We start from the raw sequence: 21,367 nt of genomic DNA, 5'->3' as shown, positions 1-21,367 counted from the left end.
ACCCTACTTTAAATTGATGGGGTTCTGCTGCATTAATAATGCATACAGAAAAACCATTGTGAATTACCTACTCATGGACAATTTCGATATAAAAAAATCAATACCGAATGTTTTTGGTATAAAAATATTCGGTATTAAAACTATATTCTTATTTTATTTTATTTTGACCATTTCGGGCTTTGCACTAAAACCACTTTTTTCGTGCATTAATAACCCCGATAAACAAAGGCTAGCATATATGAAATTCATTCCATAATAAAGTCAAATTATCATTTAAATAGATTAATACTTATAATGATAATTGGCATGGCAAAAACATCTATTAGAAATGCACCCACTATCGGAACGATTAAATACGCTTTACTTGAAGGTCCATATTTAGCAGTGATTGTTGACATATTGGCCATAGCATTTGGCGTAGCCCCTATACCATGTCCGATAAACCCTCCAACCATAACAGCCGCATCGTAGTTTTTGCCAAGGAAACGAAACATGATGAATATACTTAAAAGTATAATGAATATTACTTGTATCACCACAATTAAAATAATAGGTAAAGCAAGGTCAGCAACTTCCCATAGTTTTATACTCATTAAAGCCATTGATAAGAAAATACCTAAAGTAATATCTCCAATAAAATTAATACTAGGCATTTCGATAATTTTTCCATTTATTTTATCTAAAATATTCCGAACAATTACAGCCACTATCATTGCTCCAACATAATTCGGTAAAACATAGCCTGTCTTCGCCGAAAATAACTCTCCTAGATATGAACCTAAAGCCATACAAAATGTCAGTATTAATACTTGTTTCATAAATGAAGCTACATTTAATTCTATTTTGTCTTCCATTTCTTTCTTTTCCTGAATTTCAATATCTTCTTTGCTTGGTGTTAATTTGTGTTTATTAATTAGATACTTTACAGTGGGACCTCCAACTAATCCACCAAATACTAATCCTAAAGTAGCTGCTGCTATTCCAATTGCTTGGGCAGATTGAATTCCTAGTGATTCAATGGTTCCACCAAATGCTGTAGCTGCACCAATACCCCCTTCCATGGAAATTGCTCCTGCCATCATACCAATCAATGGATCAATCCCAAAAACGGGTGCTAAAGAAATGCCAATTAAATTTTGAGCAAAGGCCAAAAACCCACATAATAACCAATATATTAATAATAATTTACCGCCGACTTTTACTAGTTGAAAACTGGCACCCAATCCAACAGTCGTAAAAAATGTTAACATAAATAATCCCTGGAGTGTCGTATCTAATGAAATCGTTACGTTTAGAAAGGTTTTAAGACTTGTAGCGACTATTGCAAAAAGTAATCCCCCAACAACAGGTGCAGGGATACAAAAGTGTTTAAATAATTTGACTTTTTTAACGATAATCCCGCCTATTGCTAAAAGCAGTATCGCTAAAAAAATAGTGATCGTTTGATTAATCTCGATGCTCATTTTGTCAATCTCCTTTCCACACTCATGAATACTTCATTTATTAGGTTTGCAGCTAGTTTTACAGTGCGATTATCACAATCTAATGATGGATTTACTTCACAGATATCAAATGAAATAGTTTTCGTATGTGAAGTAATTTTACGAATTAATTTTCTAACTATTTTTCCAGTAAGACCAAATGAGGAAGGTGCACTAACACCTGGTGCTTCAGAAGCGTTTATTACATCCATACAAAGTGTTAATATAATATAATCATGTTGATTTATAAAATTCAGAATTTTATTTTCATTTTCCTCAGAAATCTCATCTACTAATTCTTCTTCCAATATCCAAGAACAACCAAGCGAAGTTGCAGTGTCAAATAATTTTTTTGTATTTCCATAACGTTGAATGCCAATAGGCAAATAACTAGCTTGCTGATCATGCTCTAATATTTGTTTAAACATCGTTCCGGAAGAAGTTATTTCCTCATAAGAGCGTAAGTCAAAATGCGCATCAATGTTAAGAATGCCTATTTTAGCATTGGGTCCAACACTCGACCTAATTCCTAGATAATGACCATAAAAGGTTTCATGTCCGCCCCCCAATATAACAGGAAACATATTTTTAGTTAATATTTTCTCTACGTGACTTCCTAATTCAGCTTGTGCTGCTTCTAACTGTTGATTTTCACAAATGATATTTCCGAAATCAACTAGACTATCTGCTGATTGGCCGTGCCAAGATAAAGAAGATAAGGATTTACGTATTTCATTCGGAGCTTCTTTGCTTCCAAGTCTTCCTTTATTCCTGCGTACGCCTTCTTCACAAGAGAACCCTATTATTCCACATGTTTTATTTATTGATGTTATTTGATTATCTTTAACTATTTGATGAATTCTAAATTCATCTTTGTCTATTAGACTATCTGTTCTGCCTTTCCATAAATCCATATTTGGTAACGCATACATTTATTTTTCCTCCCCATTAATAAAAATACTTCATATGTGCAATCGCCAATCAATTTCGGGTTGTACAATAATAAAAGATCAGGTGCAATGGCTTTTCCTTTTAGTTTTCGTTAAACGCTGATAGGCTATTGACTTATACAACCTGATGCATTTTGCACATCCCCGCTTCCGCTGCACTGTAACTCCCAGTCCAGCACTGTAGACCATTATGGTGTAATATCTATATTCCCTCCATTCTGCTTAATGGTTGTACTGCAATATTAATCAAGCAAGTTTCATGCCAGGTTCATCGCCTTAAAAACAGTGGATAATTAAGATATATGCAAAATAAAAAGTAGGCGAAAATTGCCGCTCGGCAATTTCCGCCTACTTTTCTTCCCGATATTTCTTCAGCTTGTCTCGCAAAGTCCTCTCACCGATGCCAATTGTTTGCGCGGTCCTCCTTTGATGACCGTTAAAAGCGGCAAGGTTATGAAGAATCACTCTTTTTTCGATTTCCTCAAGCGGTTCGCCGACATAGACAGGGATTAAAGTGTTGCCGAAAAATGCGCGCGAACTTTTTTGGATATCGGAAGGTAAATCGGCTTTCTGTATATAAGACTCATTCGTAAGCGCAATTGCTCTTTCAATCACGTTCTGCAGTTCCCGAATATTTCCTGGGAAGTCATATTGCTGTAAAAGCTGCAGCGCTTCATGGGAAATTCCTTCTACAGGTTTTCCCATTCTATCACCGATTTTTGCAATGAAAAATTCCAACAACAACGGAATGTCTTCTTTTCGTTCACGTAAAGCAGGAAGGTGAATCGGAATCACATTTAATCTGTAATATAAATCTTCACGAAATCGATTTTCTTTTACTTCTTTGACCAAGTCTCTGTTTGTCGCAGCAATAATACGGACATCGATGCTGACTTCTTCTATCCCTCCAACGGGCATTACCTTTCTCTCTTGTAGAACGCGCAAAATTTTCCCCTGCAGCGCCAAATCCATCTCACCGATTTCGTCAAGAAAGATTGTTCCTCCTTCCGCCAACACAAAAAGTCCATATTTCCGCTGTGTCGCCCCTGTAAATGCGCCCTTTTCGTATCCAAATAGTTCTGATTCCAACAGGTGAGTCGGAATGGCGGCACAATTAATTGCCTGAAACTTTTTGTTTCTGCGCTTGCTTTGATTATGGATCGTTCTGGCGACGACTTCTTTACCGGTTCCACTTTCCCCTTCTATGAGAATGTTAGAATCGATATCCTTCACTTTTTCGATTAGGGAGAATATTTTGCGCATTGCCAAACTTTCACCGATAAGGCCGTTCACACCTGCCACCTTATCTAATTCTTCACTCAGCCATTTCACTTTGGACTGAAGGGTATACACTTCTTCTGCTTTTTGCATCAGCACTTCCAATTCATCAATATGAAGAGGCTTTGTTGCGTATGAAAACGCCCCCTTACGCATTGCTTCTACGGAAGATGGTATGGTACCATAGGCCGTCATCATGATGACAACTGTCGAGGGGGAGAGGCGCTTGATTTCTTCTAACACTTCCATCCCATTGTATTCCCCGATTTTCAAATCCAGCAAAACGATGGCGATTTCTGCTCTTTCGAGAAGTGGAAGCGCTTCACGTGGGTCTGTAAACGAATAAACGTGATACTGGTCTTCCAATGCAAACGTAAGTGACTGACAAATGGTTGGCTCATCATCAATAATCATGATATCGTGCATCGTCTTCACCCTTTCTCTATTAATGCTTTAAACAAATGGTCACCACTGTTCTCTTTCCTTCTTCACTTCTTGTCTCAATAGTACCATCGTTTTCTTTGACAAGCTGATACGAAATAGAAAGACCAAGCCCGACCCCGTTTGGTTTCCTGGTATAAAACGGTTCAAAGATCTTATCAATGTCTTCTTCCGAAATGCCGATGCCTTCATCCTCGATTTCAACGACGGTGAACATATCCCGATAATATGCCCGGAAAATAAGGGTTCCCCCTATATTGGACGCCTGAATGGCATTGAGAATGACGTTCACCAGTACTTGTTTGATCTGCTGTGTATCTGCAGTTGTCTGAATTTCTCCAGCGAACTCACGAACAATACGCAGGTTTTTTTCTTTGATTTTCGGCTTAAGCAATAGCTCAATCCCTTCCATGGTCTCATTCAGCGAAAAAGTGGCAGGCTCTGATTTTTTAGGGCGAGCGTAATCGAGCAAATCGTTAATCAATGTATTAAGTCGGGTAATTTCACTAGTAACCTGTTCGGAAAAGAACTTACGGAAATCTGCGCTTGCAAATTTTTTCGGCAGTAATTGCGTATAGGTAAGGATCGCCGTTAACGGATTTCTTATCTCATGAGCGATACCCGCCACGAGTTGTCCCAATGAACGCAATCGGTCATCTTGAGCCACTTTTCTCTCAAGCTGTTTTTGTTCCGTAATATCGAAAAAATTCAACACCGCACCAACACTTTCTCCCCCCATAGTCTGAATTGGATACACGCTGTAAGTAATATGCCTTTTTTTGCTCGCATACTGAGACCACACCGTTTTCTTTTGTAAGAATACTCTCTTTTTCTCTAACGCAGCCTTAATCACCTTCTCTGGGATAAAACAGGCAATGGGCAGATCCTGAAAAGGTTTTCTAACAACATTACCGTCCAACTCCAAATATTCCATGGCCCTAACATTAATCATTGATACAAGACCTTGCTGATTCAGTGTAATTAGTGAACTGTAGGCACTGTTTAATACTTGCTGCTGAAAGTGGATGTTTTCCTCAAGTAGCAGCATCTTCTCCTCCAAGTCTTTATTCACGTGCTCAATTTGCTCGGTTCGCTTAGCTACTTCTCGTTTAAGGCTGAGATTCCACCATAAGATGAGAGAAATTACAATGAAGGTAAGAAAAAGACCAATTTCCAAATACAACAGCGTTTTGCGTAGTCGTTGAGTATTCGGCAGTATATATTCCCCGAACCACTTTTTCTCTATCTTGTCATACGTTCCATCTTTCTTTATTTGAGAAATTCCCTGATTGAAAAGTGTCAGCAACTCTTTGTTTTTCGGCATCACAGCTACAGCATAATTTGTGGTTTCAAGTGACTCACCGACAATCTTAATGAGTGATTGCTGCTCATTTTTCTGTAAGAAATATTGACCCGTAATCCGATTTCCAATGAAAGCATCCACTTTTCCGTCGATCAACGACTGAACGGCTTCTTGTTGATTATTAGTTTCCACCAATTCCAAACGATCGACCTTGCTTAATAGACCGCTGGCAACATCACCTTTTTGTACGGCTACTTTCCGGCCTTTAAGATCTTCAATTTTTCGGATATACATGTTATCTTTCAACACAAAAATCCCTTGTGAACTTGTGAAATACGGAGCAGAAAAATCATAACTTTCTTCACGTTCCTGATTGTACTTCATACCTTGAATCGCATCCACTCTTCCTGAGCGCATAGCTTGTACTGCCTCATTCCAAGGCATAGGATAGTATTCGAACCTAATGCCTGTCTCGATAGAAATGGCGTTCATTATATCCACATTAAAACCGGTATAAACTCCCGAATCGCTCAAGTATTCGAAAGGCGGAAAGTTATTATCCCCTGCAACCCTTATCACTTTTGGGGCTTCCGAATACACTGTTAAAGGAAAGAAACAGCCAAAAAAGAAAAGGAAGACGGTTATAACGGCACAGATAATATGTAAATTTCGCATCGCCTCACTCCTTTTATCTATACATACAGTTTTGTATCATGAATGTGTATATATACAATGTACAGAGACTCTATTATGATAACTTTTTAAAGTATATAAGAAAAGCTAAAGTGCATCTCATAACGCTTGAACCAAATCACTTCATACGAAGCTTGGATAATGGAGATTCTAAACATAGCAGAATGTCCAATTACAATATTGAGTGGTAAATGGTTTGTAAATAAAAAAAGGCATGCTCCCTTCTTGGGGAATCATGCCTTTATGTAAGGAAAATAGATGTTGTAGTAGGAACTACCCTACGCGTTTCTTTCAACTTCTAACTTAAATTAAATGTTTGACTGTGTATAGTATACTTATCAATTTTTTCCACGCTTGGTTCATAGCCAATTCCGGGCAATTCTGGAACCATGATTATTCCGTTTTCCACTGTAACTTCAGGGTCAATAATATCTTCTGCCCAGTAGAGGGAGGAAGCTGCGGTATCTCCAGGAAGAGTAAAGTTTGGCAGTGAAGTGATTGCAATATTATGCGCTCTTCCAATGCCTGATTCCAGCATCCCCCCACACCATAGCGGAATTTCATGTTCAAGACATAAATCATGGATTTTCTTGGATTCAGTCAAACCTCCAACACGGCCAATCTTAATATTAATAATTTTACAGCTGCCTAATTTAATTGCTTTCCTTGCATCCTCTAATGAGTGAATGCTTTCATCGAGGCAAATAGGTGTTTTTAACCTTGACTGTAAATCTGCATGGTCAATGATATCATTATAGGCAAGCGGTTGTTCTATCATCATTAAATTAAAATCATCCAAGGCGAGTAGCCGGTCAATATCTTGCAATGTATAAGCTGAATTTGCATCTGCCATGAGCGGGATTTCAGGATATACTTTTCGGACCTTGTCTATTAATTCAACATCCCAGCCCGGTTTGATTTTAAGTTTAAAACGTTTATAGCCTTCACGTAGACAAGCTTCAATCATATCTAGAGTCGAATCGATCGAGTCCTTTATTCCGATGCTTACCCCTACTTCAATTTTCTTTTTTGTTCCACCTAACACACTCGAGAGAGAAGCATTTTGCTTTTTCGCATACAAGTCCCATACAGCCCCCTCTAAAGCGGCTTTTGCCATATAATTGCCGCGAATATGGGTGAAATATTTTTCAGAGAGTTCATCCGGATGTTTGATTTCATTTTTAAGAATAATTGGAATCAGATAATCCTCGAGTATATGCCAGTTTGTTTTTAAGGTCTCTTCATTATACAGAGGGTCGAGCATCGCAACCGATTCAGCCCAACCGGAAATTCCATCATCGCTTTTGGCTTCTACAAGGATAAAATCCCTATCGTATTCCGTCCCAAAGCTAGTTGTAAAAGGTTCAAGCAAGTCCAGCTTAAGATGTCGTAGAATAACTTGTTTAATTTTCACTTGGAAATTCTCCTTTTGTGATAAAACTGTTAAAAGACACAGTCTTACCAATTTTTTATTTAATAGGCTGAAGCAGCCTGAAATTACTAAACATTATATTAATCCTTACTAGTTCATTTCCTTGTTAGCATATAAAATTGAACGGGAATTTCGGTCATGGAATTCTTTATAAAATCCGTTACCTGCCATCCTTGCTGAAATAAATCGGTAAAAATGTCCCTGGTTTTCAATCGCCATTCATTGGCCGCTTGAATATTTGTGACTCTTATTGTTCGGAAGTCCTTTGGAATGGCCACAAAAGCTGTATCACATTCTTGTTCAGGCAGCGGAAGAGTGAAAGTAGGAACAGGCACTCCCTTTTCAATGGTATCCCATTGAATAAGCGAGTTTTCTATCACAAAGTCCAGCGATATTCCCCTTCCACTAGAATCCGTTGTATCTTTTTTGCCAATATGCCATTCGACAAGGAAGCGGTCAGAAGGAATTCCACTGTTTAATAGATCATCCATTTCACCATAGCAGTTTGCGATATATGTGGCACATACCCCACCAAGCTTGGCTATATTTAAGTACCCATTAACACTTTCTAATGGATCGTAAGTCCAAGTAATAAGGGAATAGCCGAGCTTTATCGCTTCCTCACGTTGTGCTAACTTTAACTTCTCCCCTATACCTTTGTTGCGAAATTGCTCATCTATTCCTAGTATATGTGAACAAAGGTAGGCTGATTGCCCATTGAATCCCGGAAAGCTGTATTGAAATCCAATCAGCTTCCCTTCGCAATAAGCTCCTATAACCAAACCACCGTTTTTCACTGCTGTTATGGTTTGGTGTGAAGGGATTGAGTCGGTTTCTCCCCAAATGCCAGACTCTAGCTTTCTTACATCCTCTAACTCTTCAATTCTATGAAGAGAACGAATTACAATTTCCTGTGTTTTCGTCATGGTCAACCTCCTAGGAAAAGCACAAGCGCCTAGATCATCCAACATAGATGGACAAGTTAGTTCCTCAGCTGACGGCTTGTCGTGGCTAGGCACTGGAGCTATAATTTAAATAGTTTTTCTTAAAATGAAATAATTTCCTACTTTTTTTTTACAAAGAGATTATTCCACTTTACTGAAATCAGCCTCTTGCAATGGAATCATTTTTGTTCTCTTTACGATTTTATAACCTAGAAATGCCAGGAAAAATAAAGGAAGCCCGATATATGAAATTAAAATTCCATACCAGTCAATCTCAGGGCCGAAAAATGCAGAGTAATTTTGTCCCAGGATAGCCGTAACACATAAAAATGTTGCTAATATTGGACCGAATGGATACCATTTTGATACATAAGGTAAATCTTTCAAATCTCTTCCTTGTGCAATGAACGCCTTCCGGAAACGATAATGTGTAATCGAAATTCCTAACCAGGATATAAAGCCGGATAATCCTGCCGCATTTAATAACCAAGTATAAATAGTGCCTTCACCGAAAAGAGAGGTTAGAAAAGCTGCCATCCCAACGATGGTAGAAAAGTACACAGCGTTCACTGGAATGCCCCCTGAATTCACTTTTTTTAGAAATGAAGGGGCTTTTCCTTCTTTAGCCAGCACCCAAAGGACCCTGGAAGCTCCGTACATGGCGGAATTGCCCGCAGAAAGAACAGAAGTAAGAATTACCACATTCATAACGGAGGCAGCAATCGCAAGCCCTGCGTTTTGAAAAACTAGAGTGAAGGGACTTACCGCAATATCTTCAATATCCGAGCTTAACAAACGCGGATCATTATAATTGATTAAAAACCCAATCACGATTATCGCCAATACATAAAACAAGAGCAGTCTCCAGAAGATTTGCTTAATAGCCTTTGGTATATTTTTTCTAGGGTTTTCACTCTCGCCGGCAGCAATTCCCACTAACTCTGTGCCTTGAAAGGCAAACCCAACCACCATAAAGACACTTATAACGGATAAAAAGCCTCCTTTAAACGGTGCCTCTCCCTTGGTGATATTTTCAAAACCTACTGCATCCCCTCCCATGATTCCTACAATCATTAATAAACCTACTGCTATAAAAATGATAATCGTTAAAACCTTTATAATGGCAAACCAGAATTCTGATTCTCCATATCCTTTTACCGATAAAATATTCAGACCAAATATTATTGCAAGAAATAAGGCGCTCCAAATGATGCCCGGAACAGAAGGCAGCCAATATTTCATAATCAGGGAGGAAGCTGCTAATTCAAGAGCGACCACGATTGCATTGTTATACCAATAGTTCCATCCGATCGCAAATCCTAATGCCGGGTCGACAAACCTTGATGTATAGGTACTGAAAGAGCCTGTAATAGGAATAAGGGCAGCCATTTCGGCTAAACTTGTCATCAGAAAGAAAACCATGATTCCTGCAATTATATAGGCAGCTACAGCTCCTCCCGGACCAGCAGTATGAATAATGGAACCGCTTGCTAAAAATAGTCCCGTTCCAATGGTTCCGCCGATTGCAATCATGGAAAGATGCCTTGGTTTCAGCTTGCGCTCCAGTTGTTTTTCATCTGTGGCTGCTTGGCCACCAGTTTGTGATGTTTGTGCGGTATTTTCCATAAAACACCCCTTCATTAATTTTTAAAGTGAAAAATTTTATTCTCCTGCCGCCATCATTACTGTGTTAATTAAAATTTTCGTTCCATAAATAAGTGCTTCTAGATTAAATTTCATATCCGGATGGTGCAGACCAGGCGTTAAATCGCAGCCTAATCCTATCATGGTTGCTGTTATATCAGGATTTTGGGCTGTATAAAAATGAAAATCCTCTCCTCCTTGAGAAACACAGACTGGAACAACATTTTTCGTCCCAAGTATATCTCCTATTGCAATTTCAGCCAGCTTTATGGCTTTTTCATGCAAGCTCGCCGCTGGGACGAATTCCTCCGCAGACCATGAGATGGATGTTTCAGTTTGTTCCATTGTCTGGTCAATAGCTTCCTTTGTTAAGCGGTTTAGTTCATTCATAACATCATTTGACTGAGCTCTGGCATCAATTGCAAAGACAGCTGTTTCCGGGATAACGTTTGATGCTTTGTTGTTTGTTTCAAATTGAGTCATTTTGATGGAATAAGGAGTTTCGGTTTCCAGATTAATCTGCTGTAACTTTTGGACAAGCAAAGCTGCTGCCTCGATGACATTTATTCCATCTTGCGGACGGGATGCATGGGCCTGAATACCTTTGATTGTTCCCCTTATTGTTTCGGCAGAACCATGGACAATGACGGGGGAAGCTTTCATATAAGGAACCTCCGTACTGGGTCTTACATGTACCCCGAATAAATATGTAACATTCTCCAGCGCGCCATCATTGATCATTTGAAGAGCGCCTTCTCCTTTTTCTTCCGCAGGCTGAAATATAAATCGGAGAGTGTGTTTAGGCCGGATTCCGCTGGAGGCAATGGACAATGCTGTATATAAAACCATTGTGCTATGTGCATCGTGTCCACATGAATGATTGGCCTTTACAACACCATCTACTTCCTGAACAAGTGCATCCATATCAGCCCTTAATGCCACAACCTTTTTTGAGATGCCTGGAATCTCGGCAATGACTCCATAATGGCTTTGAAATGTTTTTAGGGTTATTCCCGCTTTCTTAAGACAATTAATTATATAGCTAGACGTCCTTTCCTCCTGCCAGCTTGGCTCAGCCAAAGAATGCAGGTCATGGTAGGACTTTTTCAATGATTCTTGTTGCTGATCAATATATTGATTCGGGTTCATGATGATGCGTCTCCTTTACAAGAATTTTAACTTTATTAAAAACTCATTCATTAAACACTTCATAACTTGAATATAGCCTTTCTAACTTTTGCTGATGGGTATATATCCGTTTTGCGTCTTTTTGATGTATGCCTGCAATAACCAAGTCCAATAAGCTAATAACGGAAGCGATTGAATTGGTTCCGGTCTCTGCGTTTTCTTCAGTTGTCAGTGCAATATCAGAGATGCGGCCAACAGGTGACAGGAGGCGGTCTGTAACTGAAATTAAAGAAACTCCTTGTTCTTTGGCACATTCCGCAACTTTTAATGTTTCATTCGCATATCTTGGAAAGGAAAAAACCACTACGACAGACTTGTTAGTGAGATTACAAAACTTTTCATAGAAGTCACCTGTTGGTGAACATAAACTTACATTTTCCCTTAATGAACTTAGCGTATAAGAGAACCAATAGGCGGCAGCATGGGAAATCCGATGCCCTGCAATTAATATTTGGTCAGCCTGGATCAGGACATCGACTGCTTTCCAGATATCCTGAACGTTCGTATGATCTAATAGATGTCTTAAAATATGAACTTCGTTTTCTATCACTTTAGTAAATGGATCTTGCTTATCATCAATGCGGAGAATGGAATCATTATTGGATATGTCTATTTGATTCTGGTGCAGCAGCTGTTTTTGAATCCTGGCCTGCATTCTACTAAATCCTTCAAATCCTAAGGAATAGGAAAACCGAATGACCGTCGTTTCACTAACCTCCGCTTCCCTACCAATTTGAAATGCCGTTTTAAAGGCAGCCTCATCCAAATTTTCAATCAGGTATGCGGCAACTTTTTTTTGACCTGCCGATAGATGGTCAAATTTTTCCTTTACTAATAATTTAAAAGGAAGATGTTCCAAAATATAACCCCTTTCTGATGAATTAAATACTTCTTTTCAATAAAATGATGAAGGTAATACTTCTTTGTTTTATACACTATCACAATTTTTTTAGAAATAGAAGAAGGTTTTTGATTTTTTTGATAATTGTTAATTTCAAATTTCCCTACAGTTCTTTATAAAAAAATATTCCAGTTGATTTCAGAAATTCCGCTCCCTTTCCGCCGACTGTCTGCCAAGTCTCCTCGCCGCAAGCGTCGGTGGTGTCTTGGCCACAGTTAATCGGCAGGAGTGTCGTAAATTTCTTCAATCTATTGAGGTATCATTCTATATAGTGAAAATCCATGAAGGATGACCAAGTCTTCTTTTATTACCTTGGTTTTGGATGAGATCATTCGGATTCTCCAGACTATAGACAAATTCGAAGAAACGCCAGTTTGCCTACAATTTTTTTCTATAAAACATTCCAGTTGATTGGAACGGAAGGTACGAGACTCCTGCTTAGAAAAGCGCGTCCAACGGAGACCCCGCAGGCGCAAAGAGCGCCGAGGGCGGACCGCCCGCGGAAAGCGAGTGCCTGGAGTGGAAATCAATGTTCTGATTTTACAAACAATCAAATAAAACATTCCAGTTGATTTCAGATAATCCGCTCCCTTCTTCATTGTTTAATTACTTTATTTGTAAAGTTGACAACTTCATTGACATCTAATATCAAGAAATATGTTAGAATATTCTGTATTGTAGTTTCAACTTTTTCAAGGGGGGCAATTCAATGGGGAAATCACTTAAAGGACACGAACTTTTACAAGTTATAACGGAGGGGAAACAACCTCCGAATTGTGATCTAACGTTACAGATAGAAGCAAATTATGCCCATGATGGAATTGCAAGGGGAGTATGGAAAGTAGATGAAAAATTCATCAACGGAAATGGTGTTGCTATGGGTGGATTTGTCACTTCTGCAGCAGATATTATAATGGCTTATGCGATATCATCTAAATTAAGTATCGGACAATCCTTCGCATCCATTGATTTACATACTACCTTTCATCGACCAGTAAGATTAGGAGACGTACAGGTTGAAGCAAAAGTAGACCGAATCGGAAAAAAAACAGCTTATGTACTCGCAGATTTATTTCAAAATGATAAAAAGGTGGCAAGCGTTGTGTCATCAGTTATGGTCCTTTAAACATGATAAAAAAGCATGTTGCACAAAAAAGCCCGTCGTAACATGCTTCTTTCATTTAGACAATTCGATAAAATCAAGAACGTCCACAAGATTCACCGCTTCGCCAAATCACATTAATGTAATTTCCATTTTATATTTTCTTTGGGCAGACACAGCATCAAACAAACCATCGCAGCACAGGGCTTTTGAGATCCATGGTGAATAGACCATAATCAATGACAACCATTTCATCATTCTCGTTATATCCGACATTATCTAAACGCAAATCTATTGGTATAATACCGTACCTCAGGAATTTTAATTCCAATTTGATCAGTTTCGTATATTCCTTGATTGCAAACGGCACTTTCGTGTCCACCTTCTTCATGATAATCCAGCCCGTCCCATGCTCCTTAACCGGACATAAATACTTTTTGACTTCCTCATTACAGTTATTATATAAATAGGCTTCATTTGCATTGCTTATTAAGCCTACTTCTGAAAATGCCACTTTTAATATATAGCCATTATTTAAATCATAGACGACCCGGTTAAATCCATGCCCAATGATTTTATACTTGAACTTTAGCGTTTTTCTGGCAGTAGACATTTTTTGTCCAACTGTTTTATAAAATTGGAATATCCCTATTTGAGATATCCAGGACTCTATGGCTTTTATCTCTTGCCGGGACAGCATTGTACTTTTATTCGGCTGATGTATCCTTTCCTCACCATTGTCAAATGGCCACATTCCCTAAACGTCTCCTTTTTAAAAATTTGTTAATAGAGAGATGGGGTTCCTTGGATGAAAAAACAATAGAAGAATAAATGCATGTTCTCAGTTTTTCAAGATTTCCCCTTCGTTATATGATATGTCTTTATTATAAAAAGGCTTGTACTATAGCTGAGGATTAAGAACCAAAATGCCCCATTGTAGGATCCTGTAAGGGTGATGATAAAGTCCATGACAAGAGGTGATATGAAACCTGCTACCTATGCTCCCATATTAATTACTCTCATTGCGGAACCGATAACCTTTTTAGACATGATTTTATGCGGCAAAGCAAAAGCAACTGTAAAGGCAAAGCTTTTAAAGACCATACAAAGATTCAAATATACCATTGCAGCTACTAAGGAGGTCGATGTAAACATCAAATATAGGAATATCCCTGACATAAGCATGCCAAATGCTGCTGGGCGAAATTTGAGAAAACATGTCTATTTTCCACATATCTCGACTGTAACACCCCTATTTCCTCCATCACCACTAACCGGGGATATAATTAATCCATCGCATATTTTTGGCTAAATTAATAAAAGGGTTGATTTAAAAGATTCAAATGGAGGTGCTATGCTATTTTAATGATAATTAGAATTACTGAAGAGACATAGGGGAACAAGATTTTTTTAAATAAAACCTAACTATTTACTAGTGAAATATAATATTTTTCACATTAAAAATAACTTGGAAAAATATCTCCAAGCTCATTTGTTTTACTGTCATAATGAAAATAATACCAAATAATCACTTTAACTAAATCCCGTGTTTTAAACTACCTTTTTCCAGTTGGCCACATTTGCTTTATTTTGAAAAGGACTTTTTCTATTAATATAAAATATTAATAGGAAAATACCTAACCAAACAGCTGCAATCCTCTGGCTGCTTCAATGTTAAAGAGTATACAGGGCTATATATTGCGTAAGATATTTTGATAATCATATCTTATATCATTGGAAATAAGGTACCAATCGAAAGAACTGAAAACATCAGTTCTTACTGGGGAAATTAATGCTTTCTTTGCATAAAAAATGCCTGATTCCATAACATTAGAATCAGACATTTTATAAAACTATTAAAGTTAAGGTAAAACTGTGCTCCTTTTTTACATCTCATACAGCGTAGACACCTTCAATTTTCGTTCTATAGTCATAAGCTCTTTCAATTTTTCGTTTCCATGGTTTTAAGTTAAATACGAGTAGCACGATCACAAAAACTTAATGGAATTTACCAGTTAATCTAAAACCAACTTCTGCAACTAGAGTTGATAATAAAAATGTTCCTGTATATACTACTAGAGATATAACAACTATTCGCCAGCCTAATTTTTTAAATTCTTTCAAATCTTTCCCGAAAGAAAGGCCAGCATAAGCCAAAATAGGGGTCGCCAAGGCCATAAAATTAACTTGTTCTGTTACTTTTATGATTGATGCGTTTCCTGGAAAAATCGGTGTTGTAATCAATAAGGCTAACATAGAAACCCAAATAACAATTGGTAGTTTAATAGGGGAGATTTTTGCGAAAAAGAACCCTAATATCGTTACTGCAACAATGATCATCATACCTGGTAATGCGTCAATTGGTGAAACATTGTATCCAACCCAATTTCCCATAATAGCTATTATTCCAATAATTATAAAAGTCAATATTTTATCTTTCATTTAAAATCTCCCCTTTAAGTCCTATGCTCCAATATTTTTCATTTGATCTTTTTTTGACTTTCGCCCTAAAATAGGCTCAAATTTTTTGTATAAATAGTTTGTAAAAGGAAGAGAAAAGAATACACATATATATGTTCCTAAAATTGTTGTAATTAAGTTTGCAGCACCAGCAAAAACTGCGATATCCTTTGCGGATTCTGGGAATATAACAGCTAATGCTCCTGACATGGCAGCCATCATACTACCTGAACCTACTCCCGCACCCATTGCTAGTGAAATTGGATGAAACCAACCTGTTTGAGCCAAAAAACTCGCTAACACTGACAGATATAAAGCCCCAAACAAAGTACCACAAACATATACGCCTAGTGCTCCCCGTCCTTCTGGTGAATCCGAGCCATATTTTTCAGCAATAATGGCTAAGTTAGGTTCTCTATCGATTGAAAAAGTAGCACCGACTGCTTCTCTTTTCATTCCGAGTAATAAAGCAATTGGTAAACCTAATAGGATTGTCCCTGCGAAATGTCCCACTTCTTGTAATCCTAAAGAAAGCCCAGCATCAAATATCTTCGGCAATGAAGGCCCCATTAACATTCCCAATTTGGCTACAAAAAGCATGAATGAAATTCCTAAAATATTGGCCGCTACATTCATTTCCTTCATTTTTAAAATTTTTAAAGAAGGTAAACTAATAATGGCTCCGATAATTAATGCATACAACATTGGAAATAATGCAATGGCTCCAATCCCGATGTTAAACGTTTTTACGCCAATAAATTCTGTAACACAGACTAATATCAAAACAAATAAATGAATTTTCCAATTACGCAGAGAATTTCCTTGCACTTTATTACACTCCTTTTCTCCAAATTATGCTGATTCTAAAAAGGAAAACCAACACTATTATTGCTTATTATTTTTTACTTATTGAATTTTTTCAGTAGTATTTATAGCTAGGCCTACAATAAGGGAAATCCCTTGGATCATCGCTTTTTCATCTGGTAAAAATACATCACTATGCAGCTTCATCGGATCCTCTGGGTTTTCTCCTACTCCTAAGAAGACAAATGTACCCGGGACTTTTTCTAAATAGAAAGCAAAATCTTCACTTGCCATACTTGGTTTTGTCAACCATTGCACTGAGTTTTCTCCAAATAAATCAGTAGCAATAGCAGCAGCATGTTCATTAAATTTTGAATCATTCATTGTAACAGGATACCCCACTGTAAAGTTATAGTTTATTTCAACTTCTAATTTAAGTGCGGAAGCTACTCCTTCGATAATTCGTCGAATACTTGCAGCCACTTCCTTACGAGTGTTCGCATTAAGCGTTCGTACAGTTCCTTTAAAACTAGCTTTTTCAGGAATAATATTATAGCCATCTCCTGCTTCAATTGTTCCGATTGTAATAACAACAGAATCTACCGGATCTGTTTCTCTGCTAACAATTGTTTGTAGTGCTGTTACAACATGAGCAGCACCCACAATAGCATCTACTCCTTGATGCGGTGCTGCCCCATGACCTTGTTTACCTTTTAATACAACATCAAAAGAATCCATACTTGCCATTATCGCACCATTTCTAAAACCATATGTTCCAGAAGCTAATTCAGGCCAAACATGAAAAGCAAAAGCATGGTCAACGGGAGGGTTGTTTAATACTCCTTCCTCAACCATCATTATTCCTCCGCCCTTCATCTCTTCAGCAGGTTGAAAAATGAATTTTATTGTACCCGCAATATGTTGCTTATTTTGAGATAAAATATTAGCGGCAGATAGTAACATTGCGGTATGCATATCATGTCCGCAAGCATGCATAACCCCAGGATTTTTAGATTTGTAGCTTACATCCGTTTTCTCCTGGATAGGTAAAGCATCAATATCAGCTCGTAATGCAAGCACAGGCCCCTCATTATCTCCACGAAGAATACCCACAACTCCTGTCTTAGCTACTCCGGTTGTCACTTCAATTCCAAGCTCTTTTAAATAATTCGCAATAATTTCAGCCGTTTTATGCTCTTCAAATCCTAGTTCAGGATTTTCATGGATCATTCTTCTTAATCTCACAGCTTCTTCATATATTCTAGATGTTTGCTCTACTATTTCAGTTAACTTAATTGAATTTGACATTTTTTTGATACTCATCATCATTCATCCCCTAAAGAAAAATTAACACAAAATATTCTAACTATAATAATATTATTTTAGTTAGAAAAACTTTCATTATAATAAAAAAATGATTTTTTCGAAAAAACCTTATATTTTGATAATTCTTAATAGATATTATTATACTACCATTTCAAATATTGACTGTAAATATTGAAAATACAAAAAAAACATTATTCGCTAGCGAGTGTTCAAAAAGGAGAATAAAAGAGCCAGATGTTCGAGGAACAATCGTCTCGAGGGCCGGAACATATCATCAAAAGTTAGACATTTTAATTAAATAAGAAGCCTTGAGGACATGAACCCGGAAATCTACCGGGCTCCTGCCTTTTAATTTCTTCAAATACCCAATCCCACCATTTGCAAAAAAATGGTATATTATACTTTGACATCAATGGTTTACAACAAGGAGTGATGAAGTATCCGTAAAAGATGGATCATTTCAACGATTGTTGGATTATTTCTTATTTGTTTAAGTGTAATTACCTTCAATTATTTCGAGAGTGATAAAACTGAAAAAGGGAAAAATGCGGAAGCCAAGGAATCCAAAATTCCTGAAGTGCAGGAATATGGCGGGACCCATCTTGAAAAAGTTGGCGATAAGGTTCGCCAAAAAAATTGGGGAACATTCACATTACTAGAATCGAAGTCTATTAATAAGTCATTTGAATTGGCACCCATGGTCATCACAATCAAGGATATCCGCAGGATTCAATTATCTTCACTCACAGATGAAGTAAAGGATGAGCTCAAGCCCTATACGGGATTGAGTTTTGATGAGGCTTATTCGGTATACTATAAAGAGAATTTATCCATGGAGGAAATCGATCAACAGGCTGCGTTATCTAAAACGGATATTGATGAAGAGGTTTCTTATCTAGAAATAACTTATTCTGTTGAAAATAAAGATTCGAAGGAACTTCAGTTCTTCAGCATGGAAAATGTTACTTTCAATGATGATCTTACATATGATGTGCCTTCTAAAAATTTCATCCATTTTGGAGATACTTTTATGGGGACAAAAAAAGTAAGTCGATCAGATTACCAACCAGGAGAAACAAGAAAAGGCACAATTGGCTTATTGGTTGATCCCGATGAAAACTTCGAGCGGCTCGATTCCTTTTCATTCACTACTGATGATATAGCGGATGGTGAGTCCCATGAATTATTGGTGGATGGGACTTCATTTGAAATTCCCCTAAAAGGAAAGTAGTTTTATAGACTATAAAGATATGATAGAAAACCCTAAATAAGGGGAACCTCGAAAAAAGGTTTCACTTATTTAGGGTTTCATATGAACTCCCAAACTATAACTGATATGCTTATCTCTCCCCGGCAGTAGTGCTCTGCGTTCCCTCCTCCATCAATATTCTACGCAATATTTTCCCAACAGCTGATTTTGGCAGTTGTTCCCTGAACTCAAAACTTCGCGGCACTTTATATCTGGCCAGTCGTTGCACGCAAAACTCCCTGATTTCCTGCTCCGGGACTGACTTTCCTTTCTTTAAGACAATGGCCGCTTTTACCGTTTCCCCACGGTAAGAATCCGGAACCCCATATACACATGTCTCTTTTACGGCTGGATGCTGATAAATAATATCTTCAACTTCGATTGGATAAACATTATAACCGCTTGCAATGATCATATCTTTCTTCCTGCCTACGATATAAAAATATCCTTCTTCATCCATCGTCGCGATATCCCCAGTGTAAAGCCATCCATCCCGTAAAGCCGTTGCCGTTTCCTCTGGATTTTTCCAATATCCCTTCATTACTTGCGGACCTTTAATGATCAGTTCGCCAATCTCGCCTGCTGGCAATTCATCAATGCCTGTTTTCAGATCGATGATTTTAGCATCGGTATTAGGATAAGGAATTCCGATACTTCCTGGTTTTTTCTGACCTATAACTGGATTGCGGTGGGTAGTGGGTGAAGTTTCCGACATTCCAAATCCTTCTAATATTGTAACCCGTAATTTTCTTTCAAACTGATGAATGATTTCTATCGGGAGCGGAGCTGAACCACAGCTGCAGTACTTAAAACAGCTTAAGTCGTCCGCCGTTAAATCCGGGTGGTTCAGTAAAGCAATATACATGGTCGGGACACCAGGAAAAATGGTTGGCCGATGTTTACGAATCAAATCTACCACCTTGTTTATTTCAAATTTCTCTAAGGTGATATAAGTTGATCCGGCATAAATAGCACTATTCAATCGCCCATTACCAAACACATGGAATAGTGGGGTCAATCCAAGCATCCGTTCGCCAGGCCTTTGGAGTTTAAGGGCATTTGCCGTGAAGGCAAAGTCTTGATATACATTAGCGATCAAATTAAAATGCGTGAGCATGACCCCTTTTGATTTTCCTGTAGTCCCCCCAGTATATTGAAGTACAGCCACAGCTTTCTTGGGATCGATAGCCAGAGCAGGAAGTTCCATATCTTTCCTTGATAAATCCGTTCCAGCTTCCATTAATTGTTCGGCAGATATGAACGTTAACCTTTCAGAGAAACTTGTTAGCACTAATTTTCCCCGTTGTTCCTCACGTCCAATGAACCATTCTGCTTCTGAATCCCGTAATATATAATCCAATTCACTCGACTGATACAGTGGGTTCACTTGAACGACCACACCTCCCAAACGATGAATGGCATAATAGGCAATGATATATTCTAGACAATTTGGCAGCATGATTGCTATACGATCGCCTTTTTGAAATCCACGGTTGTATAGATTCACAGCAACACGATCTGAGGCACTCTTCAACTCCATATATGTCATTTCCCGCTCCCCATCTATTACGGCTTTGCAGGTTGGGTAATGTCGGGCTGAACGTTCCAGGAGCCCAGATAATGACAATAACGGAATGTCAATTTCAGCAGGAGTTTCTTTCGGATAAAATCCATGCCAGTTTCTAGTCAATTTTTTTCACACCTCATTCTTTTCTAATAAAATGGAACATAGGCAAGCCAACTTTGATCATCCTTGCCTCATTTTTCACGAATGATTTTAAAAATTCCTGTTCCCTTTGCAATGATGTTGCCTTCAGTATCTTTTATTTCTCCTTCAGTAAAGGCAATTTTGTATCCTTTTTGAAGGACTTTTGCTTCAGCAAATAATTCCCCGCTCGATATGCTGGCTAAATAATGTACAGTTAAACTTGTCGTCACGACTTTAGATTTGGTAACGGATCGAGTCACCATTCCTAGTATGGTATCCAGCATGGTAGCATGAATGCCCCCGTGAAGTGTTCCATTAACATTAAGTAAATGTTCTTCAATGTTTAACTTTATAGTTACATTCCCTTCTTCAAACCGAATGATTTCAAACCCTATATGTGAAAAGAATGCACTACTTTCGAATTGATTCCGAATATCCTCCACTTCAACAGGCAATCTTCCTC

The 21,367-nt window shown here is 37.9% G+C and carries 18 protein-coding genes; 3 read left to right on the top strand and 15 right to left on the bottom strand.

Annotation, left to right across the window (positions count from 1 at the left end; genetic code table 11):
• Positions 1-269: 269 nt before the first annotated feature.
• The 9 genes from gltS to NYE63_RS10355 all read right to left on the bottom strand — a co-directional run bounded on the left by gltS (position 270) and on the right by NYE63_RS10355 (position 12,213).
• The gene (gene gltS / locus NYE63_RS10395) at positions 270-1,463 is read right to left on the bottom strand and encodes a sodium/glutamate symporter (protein ID WP_342605058.1); all 1,194 of its coding nucleotides are present in this window, start codon (positions 1,461-1,463) and stop codon (positions 270-272) included.
• Positions 1,460-2,413, bottom strand: coding sequence for a formimidoylglutamase (gene hutG, locus NYE63_RS10390; protein ID WP_342605057.1), 954 nt, complete (start codon positions 2,411-2,413; stop codon positions 1,460-1,462). The genes gltS and hutG overlap by 4 nt, the downstream gene beginning before the upstream one ends.
• 366 nt (positions 2,414-2,779) lie before the next feature.
• A complete protein-coding gene (locus NYE63_RS10385) occupies positions 2,780-4,135 on the bottom strand; it encodes a sigma-54 dependent transcriptional regulator (protein WP_342605056.1) in 1,356 nt (451 codons plus the stop codon).
• 19 nt (positions 4,136-4,154) lie between these two features.
• Complete coding sequence (locus tag NYE63_RS10380; RefSeq protein ID WP_342605055.1) at positions 4,155-6,128, bottom strand: transporter substrate-binding domain-containing protein; 1,974 nt, start codon at positions 6,126-6,128, stop codon at positions 4,155-4,157.
• 316 nt (positions 6,129-6,444) lie between these two features.
• Positions 6,445-7,560 (bottom strand): o-succinylbenzoate synthase, encoded by a 1,116-nt coding sequence (menC, locus tag NYE63_RS10375; RefSeq protein ID WP_342605054.1) that lies wholly within the window; start codon positions 7,558-7,560, stop codon positions 6,445-6,447.
• Positions 7,561-7,673: 113 nt separating this feature from the next.
• On the bottom strand, positions 7,674-8,504 hold the full coding sequence (locus NYE63_RS10370; protein WP_342605053.1) for a GNAT family N-acetyltransferase: 831 nt from the start codon (positions 8,502-8,504) through the stop codon (positions 7,674-7,676).
• A gap of 159 nt (positions 8,505-8,663) precedes the next feature.
• Positions 8,664-10,148: an amino acid permease gene (locus NYE63_RS10365; protein ID WP_063235476.1), complete on the bottom strand. Its 1,485-nt coding sequence runs from the start codon at positions 10,146-10,148 to the stop codon at positions 8,664-8,666.
• Between the two features lie 36 nt (positions 10,149-10,184).
• Positions 10,185-11,315: an amidohydrolase gene (locus NYE63_RS10360; RefSeq protein ID WP_342605052.1), complete on the bottom strand. Its 1,131-nt coding sequence runs from the start codon at positions 11,313-11,315 to the stop codon at positions 10,185-10,187.
• Between the two features lie 43 nt (positions 11,316-11,358).
• Positions 11,359-12,213: a MurR/RpiR family transcriptional regulator gene (locus tag NYE63_RS10355; RefSeq protein WP_342605051.1), complete on the bottom strand. Its 855-nt coding sequence runs from the start codon at positions 12,211-12,213 to the stop codon at positions 11,359-11,361.
• A 751-nt stretch (positions 12,214-12,964) separates the two neighbouring features.
• On the opposite strand from NYE63_RS10355, the gene NYE63_RS10350 reads away from it, so the two are divergent.
• The gene (locus tag NYE63_RS10350) at positions 12,965-13,381 is read left to right on the top strand and encodes a PaaI family thioesterase (protein WP_148359348.1); all 417 of its coding nucleotides are present in this window, start codon (positions 12,965-12,967) and stop codon (positions 13,379-13,381) included.
• Between the two features lie 157 nt (positions 13,382-13,538).
• Here the strand turns inward: NYE63_RS10350 and NYE63_RS10345 are convergent, their stop codons facing one another.
• Positions 13,539-14,111 (bottom strand): hypothetical protein, encoded by a 573-nt coding sequence (locus tag NYE63_RS10345; protein ID WP_342605050.1) that lies wholly within the window; start codon positions 14,109-14,111, stop codon positions 13,539-13,541.
• Between the two features lie 213 nt (positions 14,112-14,324).
• Here NYE63_RS10345 and NYE63_RS10340 point away from each other — a divergent pair, with 213 nt between their 5' ends.
• Positions 14,325-14,669 carry a hypothetical protein gene (locus NYE63_RS10340; protein ID WP_342605049.1) on the top strand — a complete coding sequence of 115 codons (345 nt, stop codon included), beginning with the start codon at positions 14,325-14,327 and terminating at the stop codon, positions 14,667-14,669.
• 686 nt (positions 14,670-15,355) lie between these two features.
• Here NYE63_RS10340 and NYE63_RS10335 read toward each other — a convergent pair.
• The 3 genes from NYE63_RS10335 to NYE63_RS10325 form a co-directional block, all read right to left on the bottom strand.
• Positions 15,356-15,799 carry a hypothetical protein gene (locus tag NYE63_RS10335; protein WP_342605048.1) on the bottom strand — a complete coding sequence of 148 codons (444 nt, stop codon included), beginning with the start codon at positions 15,797-15,799 and terminating at the stop codon, positions 15,356-15,358.
• A 21-nt stretch (positions 15,800-15,820) separates the two neighbouring features.
• Positions 15,821-16,645: a DUF3100 domain-containing protein gene (locus NYE63_RS10330; RefSeq protein WP_342605047.1), complete on the bottom strand. Its 825-nt coding sequence runs from the start codon at positions 16,643-16,645 to the stop codon at positions 15,821-15,823.
• Between the two features lie 78 nt (positions 16,646-16,723).
• Entirely contained in the window at positions 16,724-17,944 is a 1,221-nt protein-coding gene (locus NYE63_RS10325; protein ID WP_342605046.1) for a M20 family metallopeptidase, read from the bottom strand.
• A 580-nt stretch (positions 17,945-18,524) separates the two neighbouring features.
• Between NYE63_RS10325 and NYE63_RS10320 the strand changes: the two genes are divergently transcribed.
• Positions 18,525-19,178 carry a hypothetical protein gene (locus NYE63_RS10320; protein ID WP_342605045.1) on the top strand — a complete coding sequence of 218 codons (654 nt, stop codon included), beginning with the start codon at positions 18,525-18,527 and terminating at the stop codon, positions 19,176-19,178.
• A 109-nt stretch (positions 19,179-19,287) separates the two neighbouring features.
• Here the strand turns inward: NYE63_RS10320 and NYE63_RS10315 are convergent, their stop codons facing one another.
• Together NYE63_RS10315 and NYE63_RS10310 are read right to left on the bottom strand one after the other, a co-directional pair.
• Positions 19,288-20,886, bottom strand: a complete 1,599-nt coding sequence (locus NYE63_RS10315; RefSeq protein ID WP_342605044.1) for a long-chain fatty acid--CoA ligase — start codon at positions 20,884-20,886, stop codon at positions 19,288-19,290.
• Positions 20,887-20,954: 68 nt separating this feature from the next.
• A complete protein-coding gene (locus NYE63_RS10310; protein ID WP_063235466.1) occupies positions 20,955-21,359 on the bottom strand; it encodes a PaaI family thioesterase in 405 nt (134 codons plus the stop codon).
• Positions 21,360-21,367 lie beyond the last annotated feature (8 nt).

It is taken from the genome of Peribacillus sp. FSL E2-0159 (genome assembly GCF_038643155.1).
Lineage (GTDB): Bacteria > Bacillota > Bacilli > Bacillales > DSM-1321 > Peribacillus > Peribacillus simplex.
This window is presented reverse-complemented; position numbering and strand designations above follow the sequence as displayed.

Bases quoted from the DNA above. Each gene is read 5' to 3' on its own strand.
- NYE63_RS10385 (WP_342605056.1), bottom strand. From the start codon at position 4,135: ATGCACGATATCATGATTATTGATGATGAGCCAACCATTTGTCAGTCA.
- NYE63_RS10325 (WP_342605046.1), bottom strand. From the start codon at position 17,944: ATGAGTATCAAAAAAATGTCAAATTCAATTAAGTTAACTGAAATAGTA.
- hutG (WP_342605057.1), bottom strand. From the start codon at position 2,413: ATGTATGCGTTACCAAATATGGATTTATGGAAAGGCAGAACAGATAGT.
- NYE63_RS10380 (WP_342605055.1), bottom strand. From the start codon at position 6,128: ATGCGAAATTTACATATTATCTGTGCCGTTATAACCGTCTTCCTTTTC.
- NYE63_RS10340 (WP_342605049.1), top strand. From the start codon at position 14,325: ATGACAAGAGGTGATATGAAACCTGCTACCTATGCTCCCATATTAATT.
- NYE63_RS10350 (WP_148359348.1), top strand. From the start codon at position 12,965: ATGGGGAAATCACTTAAAGGACACGAACTTTTACAAGTTATAACGGAG.
- NYE63_RS10370 (WP_342605053.1), bottom strand. From the start codon at position 8,504: ATGACGAAAACACAGGAAATTGTAATTCGTTCTCTTCATAGAATTGAA.
- NYE63_RS10365 (WP_063235476.1), bottom strand. From the start codon at position 10,148: ATGGAAAATACCGCACAAACATCACAAACTGGTGGCCAAGCAGCCACA.
- NYE63_RS10335 (WP_342605048.1), bottom strand. From the start codon at position 15,799: ATGAAAGATAAAATATTGACTTTTATAATTATTGGAATAATAGCTATT.
- NYE63_RS10345 (WP_342605050.1), bottom strand. From the start codon at position 14,111: ATGTGGCCATTTGACAATGGTGAGGAAAGGATACATCAGCCGAATAAA.
- gltS (WP_342605058.1), bottom strand. From the start codon at position 1,463: ATGAGCATCGAGATTAATCAAACGATCACTATTTTTTTAGCGATACTG.
- NYE63_RS10360 (WP_342605052.1), bottom strand. From the start codon at position 11,315: ATGAACCCGAATCAATATATTGATCAGCAACAAGAATCATTGAAAAAG.